This is a genomic window from Paenibacillus sp. FSL M7-1455 (assembly GCF_038004655.1).
Taxonomy (GTDB): Bacteria; Bacillota; Bacilli; order Paenibacillales; family Paenibacillaceae; genus Paenibacillus_AQ; species Paenibacillus_AQ cookii.
In genome coordinates this window covers 4,941,612-4,964,706 of record NZ_JBBORO010000001.1, presented here as the reverse complement: position 1 = coordinate 4,964,706, position 23,095 = coordinate 4,941,612, and the positions used below count along the sequence as shown (strand labels likewise).

Annotated in this window: 17 protein-coding genes; 13 read left to right on the top strand and 4 right to left on the bottom strand. The window is 54.0% G+C overall.

The features are described from left to right. Window positions 1–196: 196 nt before the first annotated feature. Complete coding sequence (locus tag NYE48_RS22780) at window positions 197–4,648, bottom strand: glycosyl hydrolase (RefSeq protein ID WP_341000051.1); 4,452 nt, start codon at window positions 4,646–4,648, stop codon at window positions 197–199. A 1,116-nt stretch (window positions 4,649–5,764) separates the two neighbouring features. On the opposite strand from NYE48_RS22780, the gene NYE48_RS22775 reads away from it, so the two are divergent. The 6 genes from NYE48_RS22775 to NYE48_RS22750 all read left to right on the top strand — a co-directional run bounded on the left by NYE48_RS22775 (window position 5,765) and on the right by NYE48_RS22750 (window position 12,325). Continuing rightward, complete coding sequence (locus NYE48_RS22775; RefSeq protein ID WP_212950897.1) at window positions 5,765–5,923, top strand: hypothetical protein; 159 nt, start codon at window positions 5,765–5,767, stop codon at window positions 5,921–5,923. Window positions 5,924–6,380: 457 nt separating this feature from the next. Next, window positions 6,381–7,340 carry a hypothetical protein gene (locus tag NYE48_RS22770; RefSeq protein WP_341000050.1) on the top strand — a complete coding sequence of 320 codons (960 nt, stop codon included), beginning with the start codon at window positions 6,381–6,383 and terminating at the stop codon, window positions 7,338–7,340. Window positions 7,341–7,564: 224 nt separating this feature from the next. Further along, on the top strand, window positions 7,565–9,121 hold the full coding sequence (gene spoVB / locus NYE48_RS22765; RefSeq protein ID WP_341000049.1) for a stage V sporulation protein B: 1,557 nt from the start codon (window positions 7,565–7,567) through the stop codon (window positions 9,119–9,121). A 96-nt stretch (window positions 9,122–9,217) separates the two neighbouring features. After that, the gene (locus tag NYE48_RS22760; RefSeq protein ID WP_341000048.1) at window positions 9,218–9,637 is read left to right on the top strand and encodes a VOC family protein; all 420 of its coding nucleotides are present in this window, start codon (window positions 9,218–9,220) and stop codon (window positions 9,635–9,637) included. Between the two features lie 262 nt (window positions 9,638–9,899). Further along, window positions 9,900–10,808: an HD domain-containing protein gene (locus NYE48_RS22755; protein WP_341000047.1), complete on the top strand. Its 909-nt coding sequence runs from the start codon at window positions 9,900–9,902 to the stop codon at window positions 10,806–10,808. Between the two features lie 122 nt (window positions 10,809–10,930). Then, window positions 10,931–12,325: an MATE family efflux transporter gene (locus NYE48_RS22750; RefSeq protein WP_341000046.1), complete on the top strand. Its 1,395-nt coding sequence runs from the start codon at window positions 10,931–10,933 to the stop codon at window positions 12,323–12,325. 123 nt (window positions 12,326–12,448) lie between these two features. Here the strand turns inward: NYE48_RS22750 and NYE48_RS22745 are convergent, their stop codons facing one another. Together NYE48_RS22745 and NYE48_RS22740 are read right to left on the bottom strand one after the other, a co-directional pair. Beyond that, complete coding sequence (locus NYE48_RS22745) at window positions 12,449–13,675, bottom strand: chromate transporter (RefSeq protein WP_036711416.1); 1,227 nt, start codon at window positions 13,673–13,675, stop codon at window positions 12,449–12,451. 76 nt (window positions 13,676–13,751) lie between these two features. Then, on the bottom strand, window positions 13,752–14,639 hold the full coding sequence (locus tag NYE48_RS22740; RefSeq protein ID WP_341000045.1) for a LysR family transcriptional regulator: 888 nt from the start codon (window positions 14,637–14,639) through the stop codon (window positions 13,752–13,754). Window positions 14,640–14,810: 171 nt separating this feature from the next. On the opposite strand from NYE48_RS22740, the gene NYE48_RS22735 reads away from it, so the two are divergent. The 5 genes from NYE48_RS22735 (at window position 14,811) to uvrA (ending at window position 20,500) form a co-directional block, all read left to right on the top strand. Next, window positions 14,811–16,220 (top strand): MFS transporter, encoded by a 1,410-nt coding sequence (locus NYE48_RS22735; protein WP_341000044.1) that lies wholly within the window; start codon window positions 14,811–14,813, stop codon window positions 16,218–16,220. 38 nt (window positions 16,221–16,258) lie between these two features. After that, window positions 16,259–16,429: a hypothetical protein gene (locus NYE48_RS22730; RefSeq protein ID WP_341000043.1), complete on the top strand. Its 171-nt coding sequence runs from the start codon at window positions 16,259–16,261 to the stop codon at window positions 16,427–16,429. A gap of 42 nt (window positions 16,430–16,471) precedes the next feature. After that, the gene (locus tag NYE48_RS22725) at window positions 16,472–17,191 is read left to right on the top strand and encodes an NADP-dependent oxidoreductase (RefSeq protein ID WP_341000042.1); all 720 of its coding nucleotides are present in this window, start codon (window positions 16,472–16,474) and stop codon (window positions 17,189–17,191) included. Between the two features lie 68 nt (window positions 17,192–17,259). Further along, window positions 17,260–17,802 (top strand): NADPH-dependent FMN reductase, encoded by a 543-nt coding sequence (locus tag NYE48_RS22720; protein ID WP_341000041.1) that lies wholly within the window; start codon window positions 17,260–17,262, stop codon window positions 17,800–17,802. 151 nt (window positions 17,803–17,953) lie between these two features. Next, window positions 17,954–20,500, top strand: coding sequence for an excinuclease ABC subunit UvrA (uvrA, locus tag NYE48_RS22715; protein WP_341000040.1), 2,547 nt, complete (start codon window positions 17,954–17,956; stop codon window positions 20,498–20,500). 112 nt (window positions 20,501–20,612) lie between these two features. Here the strand turns inward: uvrA and NYE48_RS22710 are convergent, their stop codons facing one another. Next, window positions 20,613–21,089, bottom strand: coding sequence for a hypothetical protein (locus NYE48_RS22710; protein ID WP_341000039.1), 477 nt, complete (start codon window positions 21,087–21,089; stop codon window positions 20,613–20,615). Window positions 21,090–21,299: 210 nt separating this feature from the next. Between NYE48_RS22710 and NYE48_RS22705 the strand changes: the two genes are divergently transcribed. Both NYE48_RS22705 and NYE48_RS22700 read left to right on the top strand, forming a co-directional pair. Then, a complete protein-coding gene (locus NYE48_RS22705; protein ID WP_341000038.1) occupies window positions 21,300–22,175 on the top strand; it encodes an ADP-ribosylglycohydrolase family protein in 876 nt (291 codons plus the stop codon). Window positions 22,176–22,278: 103 nt separating this feature from the next. After that, window positions 22,279–23,043, top strand: a complete 765-nt coding sequence (locus NYE48_RS22700; protein WP_341000037.1) for a hypothetical protein — start codon at window positions 22,279–22,281, stop codon at window positions 23,041–23,043. The last annotated feature ends 52 nt before the right edge of the window (window positions 23,044–23,095 follow it).

The window sequence follows — 23,095 nt, the reverse complement described above, 5'->3', positions numbered from 1 at the left end:
TATTTGCACATCGGACCACTATAATATGAGGCATAATCCCGGATAAAAGGAGCTGGCCTAAGTATGCATAAATCAGGCTTCTCCGCCAGAGCAAAAAAGTCAATATATCGTGCATAAAAAAGGCTGCCGAGAACCTTCTCGACAGCCTGCGGGTGCGTGCTTCAGGCAAACGTCCGTTTTTAATCCATTTGGTTTATCATAGCCCCTCGTCTTCACCGGGAGGAACATTTTCTTGGCTCGTGCCGCTTTCTTCTCCTGCTGGCTTTTCCTGAACGGGTGGTTCCGTGTGGCCGGTTGGTTCCTCCCCGGCTGCTCTCTCTTCAGGAAGGCTTGTTTCGTCCGTTCCGGCAGCCGGCTCCTTTTCGTCCAGGGTCACGTCATCCACGTACACCGTCATTTTGCCTTGCCCGTTCGGCGAGGAGATTTGCAGGCCGACCGCTTTGATCAGCGTCTTGTCGATGGCTTCGCCATTGAAATCCTTGCCGTTCAGGCTGAGCGTGATCCACTGGTATTCGCCGGTCAGCTCCACTTCATCGGTTGAAGCCCAGGCCCAGTTCGCTCCCGCTTTGATGAACAGCTTGGCTTTGGCGGTGCCGCCGGCGACCCGGGCGCGAACCTTTAACGTGTTGCCTTGGCTGAGGTCTTGGTCGCTCATGTAGGCAAGCTCGAAATGCTGGCCGCCGGCAGCCGTGGCCGGGAAATCTGCGCTGAGCACCTTGCTGCCGCCGTCCTCGGGGTTCGCGAGGTTGTCCGCGCCCAGCGTGTTGTCGTTCAACGTCCAGCCCGCAATGTTGTCGTTAAAATCGAACAGCACGCCCGGCGCGATGCCGCCGCTTTCGCTGCCGCTGGGCACGGTGCCGGCGTTCGGATCTAGCAGCGCATGGATGTCGTCAAAATACATGGACGACGTCAGCCGATGGCCGTCCGGCACGGCGTTGGTGTAAATCGAAAAGGCCTGGACGTTCTTCAGGTTCGTTTTCGTCAGCGTGCCGGTTGCGCCGTTGGCGGGCTTGAATTCATTGAACGGCGCGGTGATCAGTGCGGGTTCGGTCGTTTTCGTGTCCGGGTAATATTCGTACGTTTTGCCGCCCACGTTGATTTGCATCACCAGCTTCTGTCCTTGGCCGTCCGGCTGGTACCAGAACTGCAGGGCGTTGAAGCCGGACCAATCGGCGCCGTTCATCGCTTTCGTGATGCCGGCGTAACCGCTGCCCGCCAAAGTGTACGTGTATTTCAGCCCGTAGCTGCCGCCATGCTTATGCGTGCCGTCCAGTGCAGCGCTCGCCGGGTCGCCGCCGGCATGCACGAACTTGCCGGCCAGGGCGTCGCTGCTTCCCAGATATCCCTCGAAGTCGTCGACCATTGCCGGGTCTCCCGATGTCTCGTGATAAGCGTTGTAAAGGCGGATGTTATCGACATAGACCGGCAGCGCTTCGCCGCCCGCATCCAGCCCGCTGCCCACGATGGACAAGGCGATGTCGTCGGCTGCCGCCAAGGCGTCCGCATTCGTAAAATCGATCGTCGGGCTGAATTTGACGTATTCCACGCCGTCGATCGTCTCCTTTGGCAGGGAAGCGAGCGGGACATACGTCGTATCCATGCCGTATTTATTGCTCCAATCCGGCGGCAGTTGTCCGACCGCGCGCAGGCTGGCGTTTACGCTGGTCTCCCCGGCGGACGCCGGCACCCACACGTCCATTTTGACCCGTTTGATATCCGCGAGCGAGCTTGCCCCCGCTCTGGCCTTGGCATTTTTCAGCTCCAGCTTCAGCTCCTGCCACGAATCGGTTCCGTTCAAATGCGGGGCCCGGATCACCAGGGAGCCCCCGTTAAAATCGCTGTGCCCCACGCTTCCGTCATGCGTTTCCGTAAGCGAATCGGTATATTCGCCGTTGTATTGAACGCCTTCGACGTCGGCGGCCGCATCGAAGGTGTAGGCTCCGGCGAGCACCTCGCCGATTTTTACGAACACGGTGTTCGTTTGCTGATGCAGGACGGCGCCGTTTTGGCCGTAGACTTTGACGGTAATGTCCGCGGTTTTGCCGTTCAGGCCAGCCGCCGGCGTCCACTCCGCTTCGTAGTAGCCGCTGTCCGGGTTCAGCGCCATCGGGTATTCGGCGTCAGAGCCCTGGATGTTGTACGCGACGCGTTCCGGCGTTTCATTCAGGACGCGGGCGCGAAGCAATGTCGAGGCGTCTTTGATCGTGCTTTGGTTGGTTGGGGAGGCGATGTGCATGAAACCCCGCTCGGACGCAGTGTTGACCTTTTTATCGTAAGCTCCGGTCACGCCGTCGCTGAACAGCGTATACGCATCCTGGTAAAATTTCCGGAAGTCCGGCAGCATTTCATGCTCCTGGTTCGGATCGCCGGTCGGATATGGGACGTAAACCGAATCCGGCCCGAAGTTGGCCCAGGTTTGCATGTACGCCATCTTTTTCGCGTCCGGATCGGATTTGAGCGTGTTTGCCAGCTTCGTGTAGAAGTCGGGCGTCGTATTGCCGGAGACCTTCATTTTCTGATAGCCGAACTCGGTGAAGGCAGCGACCTTGCCGCGGCTGTCGGCGATTCGGGACACCGTTTTGGCCTCCGTCTTCACGCCGTTGAACCAGGAGTCGCCTTCGCCGTTGTAATAGCTGTCGAAGCCGAGGATGTCGACGTAGTCGTCGCCCGGGTAGGTTTTTAAGTAGGTATCCACGGAGTCGCCAAAACCGCCGCCCGGCGAGTAGGCGTAGAGGAAGTTGTGGACACCTTTCTTGTCGCGGAGATACTCGACCGTGTAGCGGTAGATTTCCTTATACTCGTCGGTCGTTGTAAAAGCAGCCCCCCACCAGAACCAGCTTCCGCTCTGCTCATGGAACGGCCGGAAGATGACTGGAATCGGCCTTCCGTCATCGGTTTTGAGGTGAAGGGCGAAGTCGGCGATTTGGTCCAGAAAAGCGTTATACGCCGCGTGTTTGTCGCCGCCCGGCAGGATGTGGGACACGACGTTGCCTTTGGTATCGTAAAAATCCCCGCCCGTGACGAAGTTCGGCATATGCGAGCTGAGCGTCAGCACGCCGCCGTCGGCATAGGCTTTTTTCATCACCGCGACAAGATTGTCCCGGCTTTGCTCGGCGTTGCCGGCTACGCCCGGTTTTTCCTTGCCTTCCAGGCTCAGCGTATCCCAACCGAAAAGCCCCGGGTAGGCGCCCACGCTGTTGAAGGTATCCGACTGCGTCCCGTCCTTCGCCGTAATGGACAGGCCTTCCGTCGTAGCGTGCTGCTGGCCGAACAGAATGTTTTTCCCGCGGAGCCCGTTCAAATAGACGAACAGCGATTTGGTGCGGTCGGTCGCGGCGACGTCCACCAGATTGACGGTCGGGACGTTCTCCGCCGGGCTGCCTCCGTTGTCCCCGCCGCTTCCGCTTCCGCCGGAACTGGAACTGCCGCCTGTGCTGCCCGAGGAGCTGCCGCCTGCGCCTGTGGTGCCTGTGCTTCCGGAAGGCGCAGGGCTTGCATTGACGGCTCCACCTGAGATGCTGGTCGTTCCAGGCGGAAGCGCCTTGCCGTTCAGCGTGACGCCGATGCCCTGGATCACCGCCTGCTTGATGCTGCCCGTGCCTGTGATTGCGGTGCCTGCGGCCGACGGGTCCACGGTCAGGGAAGCGATGGAGGCGCCAGCGCCGAGGCTCAGCTGCACCGGCTGGTTGAACTCGGCACTGTCGATGCTCGAGCTGTCACCTGCGTCCAGCTTGGACGGGCTGTTTGCGGCCAGCTGCACATGCACCTGGCCGTCGCGGCGGTTGACGAGAACGCTGCCGAGGTCGGAGTCCTTCACGATGACCGTGTGGGCGCCGCCGCCTTCGATGAAAGTGGTGCCCTGAACCGTGACATGATCCAGGGTGACCTCGCCGTCGCCAATTCCTGGCGCCAGATATAAATTGCCCTGGATGACAGCGTCCTTCAGGACGACACCCCCGTGGTTCACCACGGCACTGCCTTGAATCTTCCCGGCGGTATAAGTACCCGCAGCAGGATAGTATGCGCTGACCAGCTTATCGATCAGGGTAACTATTTCTGCGCGGGTAATAGGTTCCTCGGGACGGAGGGTCCCGTTCGGGTAGCCTTGGAAGTAAACGGAGAGCACCCGGACCGCTTCGCGGGCGTACACTCCGATGTGCTCTTGGTCTGGATAGTTAAGGGTAGAGGCTGCTTCGTTTCCGCTGAATTCAAACGCCCGTGCCAGCAGCACCGCAGCGTCCTGACGGGTTAGCGGTTCACCTGGCTTGGCCGCGTTGCCGGGATATCCGGTATAGTAGCCGGCTTCCCTGGCTATGGAGAAAGCGTTTGCAAACCAGGAGTCGGCGGGGACATCCGTATAAGCTTCCTTCGACTGGGCCGTAAAGCCGAACAAATGATTTATGAGCGAGACGAACTCTGCACGCGTGATTTCTGCATTAGGGCGGAAGGTGTGATCCGGATAGCCCTGAATCAGCCCGCTGCTCAGCCATTTTTGCACGCTGGCCTGTGCCCAGTGCCCCGTAAGGTCCTTGGCGATTATTCCGCTGAGGTCCGTTTGGGCAGCTGCCGATCCGTAGGCGGGAGACAGCAGTGAAGCGATCAATACCGCCGATAGGGTAGTGCCCAGCCATTTGGATGACTTTTTCATGAAAACTCCCCTTGATTGATAGAAGATAAAGGGCTAACAAAGCGGTTGTTAAGCTAACAGAGTATCATATTTGAAAAGTATGTAACCGCTTTATTTATCCCTTTTCGAGTCAATATACTATCATAACGGGGTGTGGATGGCAATAATCAAGTTATATTATTTTGCTAATTAAATAATAACAAATATAAAAATGTTATTTTTTGCCTGGATCATCGTTCAAAGGAAAAAGCCCCCGCATTCGAAAAGAATGAGGAGGCCGAGGGGGTATGCGCTTTTCAATGGAGGGGAGGGAGCGAGAATCAGCGTTTTGAGGTTCTCTTCCTGATATTTGTCCAAGCCTACAAAGACTGCAGTATAGCAGATTCCGTCAAATCAAATCAGGGCACCCCAAACGGGCCCCCTTCATCTATTGGAAGAATCATATCCTTACCAGTATTCATATGAATCAGGTTTGGCGAAGGCAGTTGCCGAAGACAACACCCTTAGTATTTCGATTGATGAATATAGTGACTAAAACTCCAAGTAACGCTCCGTTACTTGGAGTTTTAGATGTGCATTTGCTAGAGATCGCTTTAAAATTCGGTGCTCGCGGGCCCAGCTAGAACCCTCTCGATTTTCCCACTTCTTCTTCCGGTACGCATACCCGGGTGTATTGGATTTGGCGCAATGCAGCAGCCTTTGTCAATGGCCTTTTTTAATAATCAACGGCACGATCCAGCTCTGACGTCAAAATGCAAAACGTGTTCCAGAACAAAGTAGGGTTACCTCCCCAATCACAGCATTTGTCGAACACTTGCGTATAACATCGGCCGCATGGCGTAATCATTGTTCAAACCGTATTTTTCATGGTCTACCGTAATAAACATTCCCGTTGATAAATCCCCCTCTGTTTGTCCTTTTCTATTTTATTTGCTTATACGAATAAGAGAAAATACATCCTGACTAGTAAATGCTCGGTAATCAGCAGTGAGTTTGCATAAGTATGAGGAGCCATTTTAGATAAATTATATATACATATATTTACAAATAATCTTATATATCCTATAATAACACGGTGCAATAACTGGAGGGGTTACCCTCGGTACAATTACAGTATTGGAGTTAATAAGTAAAAGAATGGGGATTAAAGTCCCAGCAAGAGTTGAAACATCAATTACTACTTTTGTAGGTGCAGTTACAAGCTATGGCATCACTACTTTTTATAGAAATTTTAAAGATACTGGAGTATTATTCAAACAAAATTGGTTGGGTGAGTTTTGGTTTGAACGTCCATAAATACAATCGATAGGAGATGGTATCTATTGAACCTTCGACTAAAGGAATTATTCAAAATGTACAAGGTTCGAAAAAGATATCTCTTGGATTTTGTCGCCTTACCGTTCATTATTACTTTTGCAACGTTCACATCAAATCCTCAATCGCCACTTACAAAGTATATAATCACCTATATAACGTTACTTTTTTTATCCTTATTAATCTATGCGATAATTCATCGAGATACCAAGTAATGGACAAAACTCCAGGTAACAAACTGTTACTTGGAGTTTTAGCTTTGCATTCTCTAAAGCCCGCTTCAAAACTCTGCTCTAACTTGCCCAACCAGAACACCTCGATTTCCCCTCAACTGCCCGGCACCAGGTACGAATAACAAGGAGTATCGGACTTATTACGTAACCAGCCAGACTTGGCTGAGGCTGGACTAAAGCAAATCTCGTTTGACGGTTTGGAAGGCTTGTATGCGACAGGACAGGACGGTTACGGCGTCAACCGGTTCGTGAATATGTGCTACGAGCGCTGGGGCAGCGAAGTCATCAATGATGCGAGTATTGTTGTGCCGAATTATTTATGGCATATATTTACCCGCTTCAATTGGGGTGAACCGTGGGGTGCTCGTACCCGCGAAGGCCAGCTTGAACTTCGGCTCAGCAACCAGCGCTATTTCAAACGAAATTTCATACCGCCCATGCTTGGCTGGTTCCTGATCCGTTCTGCTTCGGAGCGCTTCGAAGCGACTGCTCTGGATGAAATTGAATGGGTGCTGTCGAAAGCGGCAGGATTTAACGCCGGCTTCTCACTGGTGGCCGACATGGCTGTACTTGAGCGTAACGGCAATATCAATATATTGCTCGATAGCGTGCGTGTCTGGGAGGAAGCCCGGCATGCGCAGGTTTTTACCGCGGAGCAGCGTCAACGGCTTTGCGATGCGAAAAGCGACTGGCATCTGGAGGAAGCGGGAAGGGGGAGATGGAAGCTGTATCCGATTGCTATTTCCAAACCGTTCGTTTGCAGTACGGAAGAGCTGCAGCCCGGCCAGCCGGGCGGTGCTGACTGGGCCTTTTACAACAAGTATGCGGCTCAGCCGCTCCGTTTCTGCCTGCGCGTGATGCCTTCTTACGGCAATGAAGATGCAACAGTGGAGCGTCCGACGATTTATACGAACGGCACGTATATGACTTTTGAAACTGAAGTTGCCGTCAATGAGTATCTGGTCTGCGAGGGCGCCTCCGAAGGCAAAGTCTATGATCGGAACTGGAATCTCCTGAGAACCGTCAAGACATCCGCCGAGGCGCCGACTGTAGCCGCAGGCGGGCAGACATTGTCGTTCAGTTGCAAATTCAAGGGAGATCCGAAGCCGGTTGTCAGCGTTAAAGTGTTCACCCGGGGGGAACCGGAGCAGATCGGAGCGAATTAGCAGCACCGATAGAACAATATATGTTTGAATGCAGCGCCCCCATTGGCAAAAGTATTTTACCGATCCATTGAAATGGGCGAGTTTCCTCGATCGCTGCGCGATATGCGTTTTAGGAATTTTATGGAGGACTGGGCCGTTTTCGCAACCTTGTCTGCATGTATTGCCCCTTGTCCGAATAAGCTTAAAAAATAGAACAGGACAAACAGTAGGTGGGGATGCGACCAATGGGACTAAAAAAGCAAAGTTTTATTCGCGGAACGTTTGTGTTGACCGTATCGTCGTTTTTTACCAAAGGGCTCGGTTTTGTGAACGGCATTTTGCTGGCGCGTTTTTTGGGGGCGGAAGGGGTCGGGCTGCTCATGATCGCCCATCCGCTGCTGCCGTTGTTTATTACGATGACGGAGCTCGGGCTTCCGGTCGCCATTTCGAAGCTCGTGTCGGAGGCGGAGGCCAAGGGGGATGAAGCGCGGATCAAACGGATTTTGGCCGTATCTTTATCGGTCACGGGCACGCTGAGCGTCGTATTGACCTTGGCGGCCCTTTTCGGCTCCAAATGGATCGCTTCGATCGTTTTGGCCGATCAGCGGGCGTATTACGCGATGGTTGCGATTACGCCGATCATTCCGATCATCGCCATGTCCGCCGTGTTGAAGGGGTATTTTCGCGGCAGGCAAAACATGAACCCGCTCGCCCTATCCGACATCATCGAAAACCTGGCGCAGATCGTCGTCATTATCGGCGTCGTGAACATCCTGATTCCTTACGGGATCGCATACGCCGCCGCGGGGGCGATGGCCGCTTCCGTCGTTGGCGAAGGCGTCGGGCTGCTTTATCTGTTTTCAGTGTTCAAATGGGCGCACAGGGGAAAAGCCAAAGAAAAACCTGTGCTTATTCCGGCAAAAGCGCCTAAAGGGGACCGCACGCTGAGAGACCTGCTGCGCATCGGCCTGCCGATGACGGGCAGCGGCTTCATCCATTCCTTGTACCACGCGTTTCTGCCGCTGGTCATTACGAAAAGCCTGGTGCTGTTCGGGGTCGGCGTCGAGATGGCAACCAAGCAGTTCGGCCTGCTGGCCGGGTACGCCATTCCGCTGCTGTTTCTCCCCGGCTTTTTTACCCAATCGCTTTCGACCGCGTTGATCCCGGCCATCAGCGAAGCGAGCGTCGACAACAACAGCCAGCTCGTGCACAGCAGAATGGACATGGCCATGCGCACCGCGCTTCTCGTCGGCGTGCCTTGCACCCTGATCCTGTACTTATGGGCCGAACCGTTAACGACCGTGATCTATCACGCCCCCGAAGCAGGCGTTTTGCTGCAGCTGTTGGCCCCGCTGTTTTTTCTCCATTATTTCGAAAAGCCGCTGCAGGCCATTTTGCTCGGGTTGGGCAAAGCGTCCACGGTCATGTGGAACCACGTGATGACGAACATTTTCGAAATGAGCCTCATTTTCGTGCTGGGCTCCAACATCGGAATCAAAGGGGTGGCGGTGGCCTTCGGGCTGGGCACGCTGCTGCTGACCGTGCTGAATTTTTTTGCCGTGGCCCAAACGATCGGATTTTATTTCGATTTTCGCGTGTTGCTGAAAGCGGGAGCGGGCGGAATCGTCATGACGGTAACCAGCCTGGCGGCCCACCGTTTTCTCGAACGCATGGAGCTGGGGCAGACGATCGCGTTGATCGGGGCGCTGCTCGTTTCGATCCTCGCCTATCTCGGAACATTGCAGCTTACCCGCGCTTTGCGAAGCGGACCGAAGACGCCGACGATCACGCCGGTTTCTTAAGAGGGCCAACATAAACGCTGACATACAGGCATCAGCCATGTTTCGTTATCCTACCCATCGAGAAGGATATCCAATGAATTTTGGGAGGAACGAAAAATGAAAAAACAAACTTTGCGCGGATTTGCGACGATCAGTTACTGGGCGGATGACGTGGAGGCGGCAAAAAAGTGGTATGCGGAGCTGCTTGGCATGCAGCCTTATTTTGAACGGCAAGGACCGGACGGGCGGCTCGTCTACGCCGAATTCCGCGTCGGGGACTATCAGCATGAATTGGGCCTGATCGACCGGCGTTTTGCTCCCGCGCGTTCCACGGCAGCTCCCGGGGGCGCCATCATGTACTGGCATGTTGACGATATCGAAGCGGCACAGGAGCAATTAAAGAGCATGGGCGCTGAAGAATACGAACCGGTCACGCATCGTGGGCAAGGGTTTGTTACGGCTTCGGTGACGGATCCGTTCGGCAACGTCCTGGGGATCATGTACAATCCGCATTATTTGGATATGCTGAATCCCTGAATTTGACGCACGTACTCCTTAGCAAGTCGCCTAATCGGCGGCTTTTTTCTTTTCAGAAAAGAACCATGCCGCGCAACGCGAAATATAGTATTAAAACTTCCCGGCAAAGGGCAAAAAAGCAATGAGCGAGCTGATGTCCAAAATAGGGATCGACTTCCCGAAACGGTTCGTTCATAATAACGGTAATCGATCGGAGTATACATCGAATGCCGGCCATACCTTTGGTCTATGGTTAAAATACTCGCAAAGGATGTGAAAATCCATGAATCGAATCGACGCTGCCATCGAATTTGCGGCCTACGCCCATCGGAACCAGTTCAGAAAAGGAAGCGAAATCCCTTATATCAGCCATCCTTTCGGCGTGGCGATGATTCTGCTTGAAGCCCAATGCAAGGAGGAGGTCGTCATGGCCGGCCTGCTTCACGACACGCTCGAGGATACCGACACCACGGACGAAGACATCCGCAGCCGATTCGGCGAGGAGGTGCTGCGCCTGGTGCAGGGCGCGTCCGAACCGGACAAAAGCCTGTCATGGGAAGCGCGCAAGGAACATACGCTGGAATTTTTGAAAAGCGCCGACCTGTCCACCAGGCAGCTGTCCTGCGCGGACAAACTTCATAATTTGCGCTCCGTCCGCAGGGATTTTGCTGACCTTGGCGACGAGGTATGGAATAAATTCAAACGGGGTTACGACAAGCAGAAATGGTATTACGTGAACCTGGTGGAAAGCCTCGGGTACGCCTCGCGTTTTCCGCTGCTGGGTACGTTCCAGGACGAGGTCGAGTCCTTTTTCATGGGGCTGGAGTTTTCCGAAGAGGAGAAAAGCTGCCGCAGAAACCCCAAGTTTTTCGATGCGATGTTTGCGTGTTTATTCGCCTCCCCCGAGCGGGTGGCCCAAATCGAAGGCGAGTTGGAGAAAAAGGGGCTGCTCGCCTGCAAGCGGTCCGTCTTCGAGCGGATCGGGCGCTGCAGGCAAGGGGATGGGGAATGCGCGGAGAAAAAAGTTGAGATGTTTCGCTATTTGACTTCGCGCGGCTTCGACTTCGAACCCGATTCGGAGGGCACGGATATCATCATTTCGGCCTGCGCGGCCATGCAGGAGGCGTTCCGGCTGTACCCGCATGAAGTGTACCATCATCTTCTCCGCAGTTTGAAGAAGGGCCTTTTATAGACCGCCGCGAGGGTTGCTATGGAGCATTTTTTCGAAAAAAACGAATCCATCCCATCCATTCCGCCCAAACCGTGCTATAATACGGTGAACGCTTTAAACCACACGGAAGAAGAGATGACATTTTGGGTACGCCAGCTCCATATTACAAACAGAAAACGAATGTATTCCTGAATAAGTATTTTACCGGAAGCAAGCTTGATTACAGGCAAATTATCGCGATCATCATCCCGATATTTGTGGATCAAGCTTTTATTATTTTAATGAGCCTGTTGAACACGGCAATGATTGCCTCCTCCGGGGTGGCGGCCGTCAGCGCGGTCAGCATGGTGGATTCGCTGAACATTTTCCTCGTGAACGTCTTTATTGCCGTCGCGACGGGCGGGACCGTCATCGTGGCGCAGTACAAGGGCAGCGGGAACGACAGCATGGTATCGAAAACGGCCGCGCAGGCCATTACGGCGGTGGCGTTCATTTCGGTCCTGCTGTGCGTGCTCGTGATCGCTTTTCACACCCCTTTGCTAAATTTGCTGTTCGGGCAGGCGGAAGCCGACGTCTTCCAAAATGCAAGGCTGTATCTGATCGGCAGCTGCCTTTCATACCCGTTTATCGCGGTGTTCCAAGCCGTGACCGGAGCGCTCCGAGGCGTGGCGGAGACGAAAGCGTGCCTCGGGTTGTCCCTGATTTTGAACCTGTCCTATTTATTGCTGAACATTTTATTCATTACCGTGCTCGATATGGGCATCATGGGACTTATTATTTCGCTGATCATTGCCAGGGTGCTTGGCATGGGCATTGCGCTGTTTTATTTGATCCGCATGAACCATACGCTTCGCTACCGCCTCAAGGACGCGCTGAAGATCGATTTTTCCCTGCTGAAAAAGATCATGATCATCGGCATTCCGTTTGCCGCGGAGCAGATGTTTTTTAACGGCGGCAAACTGCTGACGCAGACGTTTATCGTGCAGCTCGGCACGCTGGCGATTACGGTGAACGCGATCGGCGGTTCGATTTCGCTCCTGTTCCAGATCGGGGGCAGTGCGCTCAGCATCGCCGTCGTCACGGTGGTCGGCCAGTGCATCGGGAACGGAAACATTCCCGACGCCCGGAAATTCATCAAGTCCTTTATCGGGCTGTCGACGGTGTTTTTTATCGTGATCGCGGCCATCATTTTGCCGCTGTTCCCGTGGATCGTCAATCTGTTTTCGCCGCCGGCCGAAATCGTTCCGGACATTTTTAACCTCACGCTTCTCATCGCCATCACGCAGCCGATTTTCTGGTCCGCCAGCTTCATCATGCCGTCGGCGCTGCGCGCGGCCGGGGATTCGAACTTTACCTCGATCACGTCGCTGCTGTCGATGTGGGTGCTGCGCGTCATTTTGGGTTATGTGCTTGCCATCCCGCTGAAATTCGGCATCATGGGCGTCTGGGTGGCGATGGTCACCGAATGGGGCGTGCGCGGCGCGATTTTCTGGTGGCGCTTCAGGGGCGAGAAGTGGTACCGGCGGAAGTTGATCTGATATCGAATCGCAACGAACAAGCGGGCAGCAATAGAGAGACCCCCTGGAATAAACATTGGAACGTTTAAGTCGATCCGATGGATTCCAGGGGGTGTTTTGTTATGTAGGTATCTTGATCGTGACTTACGCAAACGAAGAGATCACCGCCCCGCCGGCTGCGGAAAACAAAACGACGGCCCACGGAGGGAGCTTCCATAACATGAGCAAGCCGAATGCGGCGAGGGCCAGGCCAAAGTCGTAAGGCGTATGGATCGCTTTCGTCCACACCGGATCGTACAGCGCGGCAAGCAAAATGCCGACCACGGCGGCGTTGATCCCTTGGAACACCGACTGGAAATGAGGACGGTTGCGAATCGTATCCCAGAACGGCAGCGCACCGGTAACCAGCAGAAAAGAAGGAAGGAACATCGCGATTAAGGCGATGCCCGCTCCGGCCCAGCCGTTCATGACGGTGCCCAAATATGCGGAGAAGGTGAACAAGGGTCCCGGGATCGCTTGAGCCGCCCCGTATCCGGCAAGAAACTGGGCTTTCGTGACCCAGCCAGCGGGAACCACTTCGGCTTGGAGCATCGGAAGCACGACGTGGCCGCCGCCGAAAACAAGCGAACCGACGCGGAAAAAGGAGTCGAACAGCGCCAAGCCTTGGGAAGGGGAGACGGACCGCAGCAGCGGCAATCCCAGCAGCAGGCCGACAAACACGGCCCAGGCGGCAACCGCCGTACGGCGGCGGATCGCTATGCCCAGACGAGGCGTTTCCGGAACGTTGGATGCGGTCAAAAACCATCGGCCGACGAGCCCCGCGGCAGCAATAAGGATCAACTGCGTGTAAGCAGAAGGCCATACCAAGACGATGACCGCGGTCAACATGGCGATGGTGCCCCGGTTCCGGTCGGGTGCCAGGCTCCGGGCCATGCCCCAGACGGCTTGGGCGACGACGGCGACGGCGGCGATCATCAGCCCGTGCAGCCAACCGGCGCCGCTGACGTCGGCATGGTCAAGCAGATAAGCGAAGAGCATTAAAGCGAGAGCGGAGGGCAGCGTAAAACCGATCCAGGACGCGATCCCGCCCGGCAGTCCGCCGCGCATCATGCCGATGGCGATCCCGACTTGGCTGCTGGCCGGTCCCGGCAGGAACTGGCATAAGGCGACCAGGTCGGCATAACTTTTTTCGTCCAGCCATTTCCGGCGCTTGACGTATTCATTGCGAAAATAGCCCAAATGGGCGATCGGCCCGCCAAACGACGTCAATCCGAGTTTCGCCGATGCTCCCAGGATTTCGAGGATCGTACCTTTGGGACGTTTCGCGGCTTCCGTTTCGGCATGCGGTGCTGCATCCGTCTGTTTCGTCATTTTTACTTTCGACCTCGCCCTCGTGTTTTTTTGGAATTTGCACGTTCCACATCGATAGCGCCTCGTCTGTAACGCGTCACTGAGGTTTGTTAAAGTCTCTGTAATACTGGAGAAGAAAATCGCGGAAAGTTTGCGCCGCTTGCGACAAATAGCGCTTTTTCAGCCAAATTAGCCGGAAAGAACGCCGGCAATAGGGTTGACGGATCGGAACTAGCGTTAAAGAAGGGTCTTTCTCTTTGGCGGTTTCCGTCAAAAAACCAACGCCCATCCCGTTTTGCACAAAGTTGCTAATCACCGCGAATTCATCCACGGCGCATATCGTCGCCGGTTCAAACCCCGCTTCCCTGCAAAAGCCGTTCGTTAATTCCCGGAAGCTGTTTCCTTCCTTCAAACTGATGAAAGGCTCCGCCGCCGCTTCGATCAAGTCAATGCTCTGCCGACCGGCGAAGCGATGGCCGGGAGGTACGGCCAAAAAGATTTCCTCCGTCAGAAACGGCATGCTGTCGACTTCCTCATGTTCCACGGGCAAAGAGGTAATGCAAAAATCCGCTTCCCCGTTAAGAAGGAGATCCAATTTCTCTTCTTCCGTCGGAATTTGCGTCAGGCGAAGGTTAATGTTGGGGTACATCGATAAAAACGAACCGATCACTTCGGCGTCGCATTTGTGATTGGTTGTCGCCAAAAACAGGCGCCCGCGTTCCAGCCCGGCTTGCTCCAACACTTGGCGTTTCCCTTCTTCCAACGATAAGAGGGCCGACTCTACATGCTCCAAAAAGATTTTGCCGAATTGGTTCAGCCGAATTTGCCGGTTCTGGCGGTCGAAAAGAGGGACGCCTACGTCCTGTTCCAAACGAGAGATCGTTTTGCTGAGGGCCGGCTGAGCAATATGAAGCTCTTCGGCAGCTTTGGTCATATGTTGCAGCCGGGCGACCGTTTGAAAATATTTCAGCTGCAGCAATTCCACGTGTATCCCTCCTATCCATATACTCGAGTATATCATTACATAAATAAATATATATTTTCATTTATTTTATCGCAATCATACAATGGGAAACAAAGGCAGACGCGGGTCAAATTTGATAGATCGATCCAGGTTTAAATGTTTGACATGTCCATGAGGGAGGGGGTGGTACAAGTGGATGCCTCTTTGAAGAAAACGGAAAAAACGGCGGAAAAACTGCTTCGAATCATGTTTTTTACGCTGATCATATCCGTGATGAATGCAACGATCTTTAATGTGGCCCTTCCTTCGATTAGCGAAGAATTTTCCCTCTCCGCCTCGAACGTCAGCTGGATGACGACCGGATACGGCATCGTGTATGCGATCGGAACGGTCACGTATGGCAAATTGGCGGATCGATATCGATTGAAAAATGTGCTGACATTCGGATTGATTCTGATGTCTCTAGGTTCGCTTGCAGGGCTCGCAGCGACGCAATATGGGATGCTGGTTGCCGGGCGAATGCTGCAGGCGGCAGGAGCCGCCGTGATTCCCTCCATCTCGATGCTGATCCCGGTAAAGTATTTTACTTCCGAAAAGCGCGGCCGCGCAATAGGCACGTTGGTCAGCGGGTTAGCGCTCGGGAATGCGTTGAGCCCCATTGCGGCCGGTTTGGTGGCAGGCATGCTGCATTGGCGTTTGCTGTTCTGTTTTTCGTTCCTGATCTGGCTGACGCTGCCTTTTTTCCGAAAACATTTGGACGATCAACCGATCAAAACGGCAAGCAAGCTCGATGTGATCGGCGGCGTTCTCCTTGCGGGTACGGTCGCTTGCGTGCTTTTGTCGCTTACCCGTTCGCTCATTTTCCTGCCGGTCGGCTTGCTTTCATTCGTTTTATTGCTCCTTCGCATCCGGTTTGCTGCCGAACCCTTTATCGAGCCCTCGTTGTTTCGAAGTAAAAATTATTCGCTAGCCGTTCTCGTTGCCTTGCTGGCCGCCGGTTTGGGTGCGGGAGTGCCGTTTATCGCGCCGCAGCTGCTTTCCAACGTGAACCATGTCTCTTCCGCGTATATTGGCTTTGTTCTGTTCCCGGGGGCGGTTGCTGCCGCGCTGTTAGGGAGGGCGGCCGGCAAACTGGCTGACCGGAAGGGGAATTCGTTTCTTTTTTATGCGGCGGCCATTCCTTTGTTCATGAGCTTTTGCGTTTTATCGACGTTGTCGGGGATGTCCCCGGCGTGGCTGTGGATCGTTTTGGCCTTGGCGAACATAGGGCAGACCTTCATTCAGGTGGCGATGTCCAATAACGTATCCCGCACCTTGTCGAAGGAACAGGCAGGAATCGGGATGGGTTTTTATACGATGATGACGTTTATGGCGGGAGCGGCTTCCACTGCTATGATCGGCAAGGTACTCGATGCTTTGGCGACCGTTCGGTTGAATCCTTGGCAAATCTATGAGCAGGCCGCCGCGTATAGCAATGCCTTTTTTATGCTTGCCTGCGTTTCTCTTTTGGCGATTGCGTTATATTTCGTCCTGTTCGGCACCAAAAGCGTCCAAGCTTCTTCCTTTCGTCCAGACCCGAAAAAACGCGCCAAGGCAGGCTAAGTTTTGAAATATGACGATACATGTAAAGGAGAATCAGGATGACCAGACCCATGATGCAAGCCGTCCGTGTTCATCGATATGGAGGGCCGGAGGTTTTAACGCTTGAGAGGATCCCGGTACCGACGCCGGCGTCCGACGAGATATTGATTCGCGTGCACGCCGTGGGCGTATTGCCCGTCGATTGGGCTTACCGCCAAGGGTTGATGTAAAAACACGTCCCGCTGCAGTTTCCCTTTATTCCCGGATCGGCTGTGGCCGGAGTCGTCGAAGAGTCGAACGTAAAAGGATTCGAAAAAGGGCAGGCCGTTTTCGGCCGGGCCAGTCACGGAGCCTGCGCGGAATATGTGACAACGACCGTGAAAACGATCGCCCATAAACCAGAGCAGCTTTCTTTTGCCGAAGCAGCGGCGATATCGGGCGGGGCCACGACGGCCTGGATGGCGCTTTTTGCCCATGGCGGCCTGGAACCGGGACAACGCGTGTTGGTTCATGCCGCCGCAGGAGGCGTCGGCTCGTTTGCGGTTCAATTTGCCAAATGGAAAGGCGCCGAGGTGATCGGAACGTGTTCGACGGCCAATGTAGACTATGTGAAGTCGCTTGGCGCGGATACCGTGATCGATTACAAAACGACGTCGTTCGAAGAGGTCGTTCAAGACGTCGATTTGGTGCTTGACGCTGTCGGGGGAGAAACGCTTGAACGTTCATGGTCCGTTTTAAAACGCGGAGGAACGCTGCTCTCGCTTGTCGACGTCCCTTCCGAAAAGAAAGCCGAAGAACTGGGCATTCATGCGCGATTCAGCAATGAACTTGCGCCCAATGAGGTATTTCAAGCGATTGCCCAGTTGATGGCGGAAGGAAAAGCGAAAGCGACGATTGGGAAGGAATTTCCGCTTCAAGACCTTCGGCAGGCCCACGAGCTTTGCCAAACCGGGCACGGGAGAGGGCGGATCATCGTCCGAATTGCGGAGTAACTTCGCTAGTTCACCTGAAAAATGCCAGCTATTAAAGTTGGCGATCGTAAAATAGAGGAGGATATAACATGGAAAAGTTGAACATCGGCATCATTTTGGGAAGCACGCGCCAAGGACGTTTAAGCCCGCAAGTCGGAAATTGGGTGAAAGAAATCGGGGATCAACGGGGAGACGCCAATTATGAAATCGTAGACATCGCAGACTATAAATTGCCGTTTTATGGAGAGGGTTCCGGCGACGAGTCCGGATTGGCGGCGTGGTCGGAAAAGCTTTCCCGCTTGGACGGTTTTGTATTTATTGTTCAAGAGTACAATCACAGCATTACGGGAGCCTTAAAAAATGCGCTGGATTCCGCACGCGACGAATGGAACAATAAGGCGGCGGGAATCGTCAGCTACGGTTCGACGGGCGGAGCCCGCGCGGCCGAGCATTTGCGGGGAATCCTGGGCGAATTGCTGGTTGCGGACGTTCGCGTGCATCCGACCTTATCGCTGTATACGGATTTTGAAAACTTCAGAACATTCAAACCGGCCGAATTGCATCTTCAAAATGTAAACGCGATGCTGGATCAAACGATCGCCTGGAGCGGTGCTTTAAAAACGTTGCGGTGAGCACGGCTGATGTTTTGCAAAAGCGTGTTGAGAGCCTTTGCCGTTCGCGGCAAAGGCTCTTTTTGTATCCCTCATCTCTCATTTACGTCAATTCATGTCATAATTGGGGCTTATACTGATGGTAAAGTTAGGTGAAATGAGGGAAACAGCCATGAACGAATATATCGAAATCCGAGGCGCGAGGGAGCATAATTTAAAAAACATCTCCCTGCGGATTCCCAAACGCAAGCTGATCGTGTTAACCGGACTTTCGGGTTCGGGAAAATCATCCCTTGCGATGGATACGCTGCAAAAGGAATGCCAAAGACAATATATGGAGTCCATGGGGATGGTCACGGACTTCATCAGCAAACCGCGGGTGGATTCCATTCGCGGCCTGTCCCCGTCCATCAGCGTCAGCCAGCACCGTTCAAACCGGAATCCCCGGTCGACGGTCGGCACGGTTACCGAGGTATACACCTACTTGCGCGTTCTCTATGCCAAGCTTGGCGTTCGCGTTTGTCCGACATGCGGCAAGACGGTTCCCCCCGATTTTGAAAGCGATCCGGCCATCATGGATATGGATCAGGAAGACCTCGAAGAGCAGAATTCAAAAACGCCCGGCGTGAAATGCCCCCACTGCAAAACGCAAATGCCGAAATTAAAAATGGCCCATTTCTCCTTCAACAAACCCGAAGGAGCATGCGAGGCATGCACCGGACTTGGGGTGATAACCACCGTCGATATCGGACAACTGCTCGATGAAGACAAGAGCATTCCCGAAGGCGGCGTCCTGATGTGGGAAAATTGGGTCCGCGACTATTATTCGGATGTTTTGTCCGCCGCCGCCAAGCATTACGGCTTTGCATTCGAGCCGAACATGCCTATTCGGCGGTTTGACGCGAACACGCGGGATTTTCTGTTGTACGGAGCCGCCAGCGAGGAGTTTAAGGCGCATTTTCCGGATATACGGCCCCCGAAATCCGTCGGCAAAGGCAATTTTGAAGGCATCGTAACCCAGCTGTTAAGGAGACATCGCGAGAAAGACGGCGAACTCCATTCTTCCGGCAAAATGGACCGTTATTTCGTTCAACAAACCTGCACCCATTGCAAGGGAACGCGGCTTCGGCAGGAAAGCCGGCAAGTGACCATCCATGGCGTGTCCATCGTCGAAGTTGCCTCTTATTCTCTGCGCAGACTTCTTGCCTGGCTTGAGAAGATGGAGGAGCAGCTTACAGAAGCGGGCCGAGTGATCCTGGAGCCCGTCTTGAACGATCTGACAGAACGGATCCGCCGCCAGATCCATGTCGGTCTGGATTATTTGACGCTGGACCGCCAGGCCAATTCGCTTTCCGGCGGCGAAGCCCAGCGTCTCCGGCTTGCGTCGCTTCTCGGTTCCGGCCTGACCGGTGTCCTGTATGTGCTCGACGAACCCACCACCGGGCTTCACCCGCGGGATACGGGCAAATTGGTCAGCGTATTGAAGCAGCTGCGCGATTTGGGGAACACCGTGCTCGTCATCGAGCATGATACGGAGGTGATGAGAGCGGCGGACCACATCATCGACATCGGGCCGGGCTCCGGCAAACGCGGGGGCGCCGTTGTCGGCTCCGGAACCTTGGATCAGCTGAAAGCCAGTCCCGAGTCCGTAACCGGCCGATTTTTGCGCGAAGAGGAACAGGGGCGCCCCGAACGGCAACGACGCACCGGAAATCAAAAACGCATCACGATACGAAATGCATCCGCCCATAATTTGAAAAATATGACCGTCTCATTTCCTCTGGGCTGTCTGATCACCGTCACGGGGGTGTCCGGATCCGGCAAGTCCACCCTTCTCTTCGATATATTGGAGCCTGCGGCCAGGGCGCATCTTCACGGAACGAACGAAATGCCGGGCAAACATGAGCGCATTGACGGATTGGAGCATATCGACAAAATCATAGCCGTTGACCAGTCCCCCATCGGACGAATATCGCGTTCCAACATTGCGACATACACCGATCTTTTTACACCGATCCGCAGCTTGTTCGCCAGCCTTCCGGAGGCGAGGAAGAGAAAATTGTCGTCCAAGCATTTTTCCTTCAATACCCCGGGCGGCAGATGCGAGAAATGCCAGGGCATGGGCACCCTGCAGCTGGAAATGCATTTTTTGCCTGACGTGGAAGTAAGGTGCCCGGCCTGCCGGGGGAAACGGTTCACGGATGAAGTGCTCGAAGTGAAGTACAACGGTTACAGCATATCGGACGTTCTGGACGGGACGGTCCGGGAGAACGCTTCGGTTTTCGTGGAGCCGGAAATTGCCGGGAAGCTGGAGCTGCTGTGCGAGGTCGGCCTAGACTACTTGCAGCTGGGACAACCGACATCCACCTTGTCGGGCGGAGAAGCCCAGCGCATCAAACTGGCGAAGGAACTGGGCAAAAAAAACCGGGGACATACCCTCTATTTGTTGGATGAGCCGACGACGGGGCTCCATCCCTGGGACGTACGCCAGCTTTGCTCCCTGTTGAACCGTCTGGTAGACGCCGGCAATACGGTGATCGTGATCGAGCATAATCTCGACCTTATTGCGGAATCGGACTGGGTGGCCGATTACGGGCCGGAGGGCGGCGAAGAGGGAGGACGCTTGATCGCTCAGGGCACGCCGGAAGAAGTCGCCGCCATCAAAGGCTCCCACACCGGAACCTACTTGGCGGCCCATCTCTCGCGCGCTCGGAAATGATCAAAGCCGGGAGGAGCCTTTACGCCATACCGTTCACCGGAAAATGATAAGGCAGCTCCAAAGAAATCTTGGGGCTGCCTTTAGCGTTTTATCTAAGATTTTTATTATAAAGTCATTCCGTTACCTCAACCGTTTGGGGATCGGCTTCCATTTTATAGTCCTTGATGCTTCCATCTTTATTTATTTTAAATTCCGCGACTGCTGAAATCATATAGACGCCCGGTTCCTTTATCTTATAGTGATATACCTCTGAAATTGTCTCTTTGCCGGAAAGCGTCCGGACCTTTCCTGCATCATGAACCCCAAAAGAGTTGATTTGCTTCCCGTTTCTATCTTTAATCAAAAATACGAACACGTTCTCCCTGCTCATCATCGTCATTTTTTGTTCCGTGTTTACTAGAAGCTCGGCTTTTACCGCAAAGGCCTTGCCCGTTTTCAGTTTTTTGGGGACGGTGACGCGGGCCGTAAAATCCTTCATATCCGTTTTCTTGGATTCCATCCCTGTGTTTGTCGACGGAAGTTGCCCGGGATTAAAGGACGGAGCGACGAACAAGCTCAAAAGAATGATAACGACAATAATGATCTTCATGGATAAACACCTCCATTTAAAAGACGATGGAAAAATACCAACTGTTGCTGCTTTATCTATATTATTTTTCTAAAAGGGTGGTCTGTGAATTCGGGTCTGCACCGGACTGCTTAACGGCACGCCCCGACATAAGCGGCCTATTGTAGTATAATCATAGCCAAATAAGCATTGCCGGGATTTCTATCTCCAAATCAGGAAACGAGGTGCCTTATGGAAAATCAATTATTCGACCGCATGAAGGGCGGGCTGTATGGCGTGGCCGTGGGCGACGCGCTGGGCGGAACGACGGAGTTTATGAGCGCAAAAGAGGTCGAGGCGAAACACGGCTATTTGACGGAGATCGTCGGTGGGGGCGTGTGGAGCCTGGAACCGGGGGAAGTGACCGACGATACGATGATGACGCTTTGCGTGGCGGAAGGGATTCTCGAACATCCGAAGGAGCCGATGGAGGCGATCGGGTGCCGTTTTATGGCCTGGTATGAATCGCGGCCCAAAGATATCGGGAACATCATCCGTCACGTGTTTGAAAAATACGAGGGGGACTGGTTCGAAGCAGCCTTTGTTGCGCATATGGATATGGGGCAAAGCGGCGGAAACGGATCCCTGATGCGGTGCCTGCCGGCGGCGCTGGCCTACAGCGACCCGGCGGACATGGAGCGGGTGACAACCATGCAGTCGCGGATGACGCATTACGATCCAAGGTGCGCGGAAGCCTGTATCCTGTACAACCGGATTGCCGAGCGTCTTTTGCAGGGCGAAAACTTAAGAGCAGCGATTTTGGCCGAGGTGACAGGTAGCGAATACGAAGGCCTCATCGAAGCGGAGCCGGATTGCCCGCCGAGCGGTTTTGTCGTACATACCTTCCGGTGGGTACTGCATATTTTGCTCCATGCGCCGGATTTTGCGGGCGTCGTGCAGCAGGCGGCAAATCTGGGAGGAGACTCCGACACGATCGGCGCCATCGCCGGCGGTTTGGCCGGTATCCACTACGGTTATGAAGGCATTCCCGCCCGATATGCGGAGGCAATTCTAGTTAAAGAGAGGCTTGACCGGGTCATTTCGGGGTTGTATGCACTTAGAACTTAAATGACGGAAATTTAAACAATGAAATACATTTTATAAACTTTTTGGATGGATTCGGCGTGTACAATGAAGGAAACGCATGGTAAGCGAAAACGGGAGAATTCATATGAACACGAAGGTTTTATTTTCTGCGTCCCTTTTATGGTTTGGACTGCTAATAGGCTGCACGCCTCAGGCGGCGGTAGAGCTTGATCGCTCCACGGATCTTTCCGCGTCGAATCCCGCCGATCCAGCCGTTGAAAAAACCGAAGTTTCACCGAGGGGGGAAACCCCAAGCAAGCTCACCAGCCGGTTTCCAAAATCGATTCTTTCGGCTTCCACCGAACTCGACTCGGTGAAAGATACTCCATCCATTCGTGCCGAGACGGTCACGGAGCAAGGAACGTTAGTGATGATGTCGAACGGTTGGGAGGAGCTGGGGCATTTGGCCGTGTCGAGCAATTACGGACGGGAAGGCGACAAAACGTTCCAAAGCGACTATTCCGTTATATACCGGCAGGGAGAAGAAAACCGGGTATTGCTGGAGCTGCCCGCGTTGATGTTTGCCCGGCCCGATGACGAAAAGCTGTCTTTCGAGAGGGTCCGTTTCAAAGATGCGGACGTTTACGTGCTTACCCCGCAGTACAAAACGGGTCATGGGGTGGAAGGCTATTTGTTTGCGGTCGATCAACGCAGCGGCGAAGCATTTCCTTTGCAAATCGTTAGCAACGGGCATGTGTTCCATACGCTGGTTTATTCCGAAATCAATCCGTTTCCTTATGTTGAAAACGACAAATTGATCGTGCATCCGCCTGTTGGAGCTGGCGGCGACCCCATCGGGAAAATACAATACCGGCTGGATTTGGACAAGAAGCGGTTGGTATCCGAATGAATGAAGAGGCTCTCCAGCCTGCCATCCTTTTCGGATACAGGCCGAAGAGCCG

Bases quoted from the DNA above. Each gene is read 5' to 3' on its own strand.
- NYE48_RS22745 (WP_036711416.1), bottom strand. From the start codon at position 13,675: ATGACGAAACAGACGGATGCAGCACCGCATGCCGAAACGGAAGCCGCG.
- NYE48_RS22700 (WP_341000037.1), top strand. From the start codon at position 22,279: ATGAACACGAAGGTTTTATTTTCTGCGTCCCTTTTATGGTTTGGACTG.
- NYE48_RS22780 (WP_341000051.1), bottom strand. From the start codon at position 4,648: ATGAAAAAGTCATCCAAATGGCTGGGCACTACCCTATCGGCGGTATTG.
- NYE48_RS22755 (WP_341000047.1), top strand. From the start codon at position 9,900: ATGAATCGAATCGACGCTGCCATCGAATTTGCGGCCTACGCCCATCGG.
- NYE48_RS22775 (WP_212950897.1), top strand. From the start codon at position 5,765: ATGGGGATTAAAGTCCCAGCAAGAGTTGAAACATCAATTACTACTTTT.
- NYE48_RS22760 (WP_341000048.1), top strand. From the start codon at position 9,218: ATGAAAAAACAAACTTTGCGCGGATTTGCGACGATCAGTTACTGGGCG.
- NYE48_RS22705 (WP_341000038.1), top strand. From the start codon at position 21,300: ATGGAAAATCAATTATTCGACCGCATGAAGGGCGGGCTGTATGGCGTG.
- spoVB (WP_341000049.1), top strand. From the start codon at position 7,565: ATGGGACTAAAAAAGCAAAGTTTTATTCGCGGAACGTTTGTGTTGACC.
- uvrA (WP_341000040.1), top strand. From the start codon at position 17,954: ATGAACGAATATATCGAAATCCGAGGCGCGAGGGAGCATAATTTAAAA.
- NYE48_RS22720 (WP_341000041.1), top strand. From the start codon at position 17,260: ATGGAAAAGTTGAACATCGGCATCATTTTGGGAAGCACGCGCCAAGGA.
- NYE48_RS22710 (WP_341000039.1), bottom strand. From the start codon at position 21,089: ATGAAGATCATTATTGTCGTTATCATTCTTTTGAGCTTGTTCGTCGCT.
- NYE48_RS22730 (WP_341000043.1), top strand. From the start codon at position 16,259: ATGACCAGACCCATGATGCAAGCCGTCCGTGTTCATCGATATGGAGGG.